The 1,814-nt window shown below is 68.2% G+C and carries 2 protein-coding genes; one reads left to right on the top strand and one right to left on the bottom strand.

Annotated elements, in window-relative coordinates:
• Positions 1-935, top strand: a 935-nt coding sequence (locus RMP08_RS01775; RefSeq protein ID WP_310467247.1) for an FAD-binding oxidoreductase, incomplete at its 5' end; no start/stop codon positions are given.
• Here the strand turns inward: RMP08_RS01775 and RMP08_RS01770 are convergent.
• Positions 867-1,349 carry a YbaK/EbsC family protein gene (locus tag RMP08_RS01770; RefSeq protein WP_310467245.1) on the bottom strand — a complete coding sequence of 161 codons (483 nt, stop codon included), beginning with the start codon at positions 1,347-1,349 and terminating at the stop codon, positions 867-869. The genes RMP08_RS01775 and RMP08_RS01770 overlap by 69 nt on opposite strands.
• Positions 1,350-1,814 lie beyond the last annotated feature (465 nt).

Raw genomic sequence — 1,814 nt, 5'->3', positions numbered from 1 at the left:
CCGAAACCCCGCTCGCGCAGCGCATGCCGATGCTCGTCCACGCCCGCGCCGACGAGCTCGACGCGCTCGAGCAGTTGCGCCAGGAGATCCTCCCGTTCGCGGTGCCCGCGCAGCTCGACGCCGCCGGGGTCGCCGAGCTGTGCCCGCTGCTCCGTACCGGCCCGAGCGGCGCGGTCGCGGGCATCGTCGACCGCAACGGCCTCCGCCTCGATCCGCACGCCTTGCTGCAAGGCTATCAGCGCCAGTTGCGCAGCGCCGGCGCAAACCTCGTGCTCGATGCCCGCGCGCACCGCATCCACCGCGGCGGCGGGCGATGGGAAATCGAAACCGAGCGCGGCGATCGCTTCGCCGCGCCGCTGCTGGTCAACGCCGCCGGGGCGTGGGCCGACGCCATCGCCGCGCTCGCCGGCGTCGCCCCGCTAAGCCTCGCCCCGCTCAAGCGCACCATCATCACCTTCGACCCGCCGCCCGGCACCGACCTCGCCGGCTGGCCGTTCGCCAAGACCGTTGCCGACGAGCTTTATTTCGCGCCGGAAGGCGACCGCCTGTTCGCCTCACCGATGGACGAAGTGCCGAGCGACCCATGCGACGCCCAGCCCGACGAATATGAGGTCGCGCTTGCCGCGCACCGGATCGAGGAGCGGCTGGCGATGCGCGTTGAGCGGGTGATCCACCGCTGGGCGGGCTTGCGCACCTTTGCCCCGGACCGCCGCCTGGTGGCCGGGTTCGCGCCCGACTCCGACGGTTTCTTCTGGCTCGCAGGGCAGGGCGGCTTCGGCCTCCAGACCGCGCCCGCGATGGCGCGCATTGCACAATCGCTGATCGCCGGTACGCCATGGCCGATTGCCGACGTCGCCGCTGGCGACCTAGCTCCCGGTCGGTTCCTCAGGGAGGCGGCAGAGGTCGACCCAACGCGAGCCGACCAAGGCGAATAAGCGGTCGACATCGACCTCGACGGAAGTGTTGAGGGAGCCTGCCGCCGGATAGACCAAGCCGAGCGGCCGAAGCGATAGGTCAAGGAACACCGGGAGCGGGGTCGCCAGGCCGAACGGGCATACCCCGCCCACCGGATGGCCGGTCAGCGAGAAAGTCTCGTCGGGGTCGAGCATGCGGGGGCGCGCGCCGAGTTCGGCCTTGCACTTGCCGTTATCGAGTCGAGCGTCCCCGCGCGTGACCAGCAGGAACACTTGGCTTCCGGCGCGCACCGCCAACGTCTTGGCGATACGGCACGGCGCGACTCCCAGCGCGCGCGCCGCGGCGTTGACCGTGGCGGTGCTCGCGGCGACCTCGATCAGCCGCAGGTCGGGTGCATTTGTCGCGAGCCAGGCGCGAACCGAATCCAAACTCATGTGCCGAGTCGCGGTGCCCGATTCGGACGCGATCCGCGCGAGACTGGATGCTTGTTCACTAATGCCGCGGCGGGGGGGGTGAAAATCGTCAGGTAGTCAGACCACCCGGTCGCACGAAAGCGCCCACGATGCCGCAGGCGCTCCCGATATTATTGAGAAAGTTGATGAAAGGCGGCTGCGAGCGCCGCCGAACCAACCCTAGCCAGCCGAGCCGGTGTTGCTCCAGCCGCTTCCGAGAAGCCAGCTCCAGAACCCGCGCTTGCTTACCGTTTGCTTCTTCATCGAACGTCCCCTTGTTCCACAACTGCACGGGGCAGCTGGAGAGGACATTAACCCTAATCGATATGGTTAGCAAACGATTCACTATTTCTGCGCGGAGATACTCCTGGTCTTGGTCGGAAGCTGTTTGGACAGGCTTTCGAGGCTCATCGGGCGGCCGATGACATAGCCCTGCGCGACATCGCA

The sequence above is a fragment of the Sphingomonas sp. genome (assembly GCF_031426035.1).
Classification (GTDB): Bacteria; Pseudomonadota; Alphaproteobacteria; order Sphingomonadales; family Sphingomonadaceae; genus Sphingomicrobium.
This window is presented reverse-complemented; position numbering and strand designations above follow the sequence as displayed.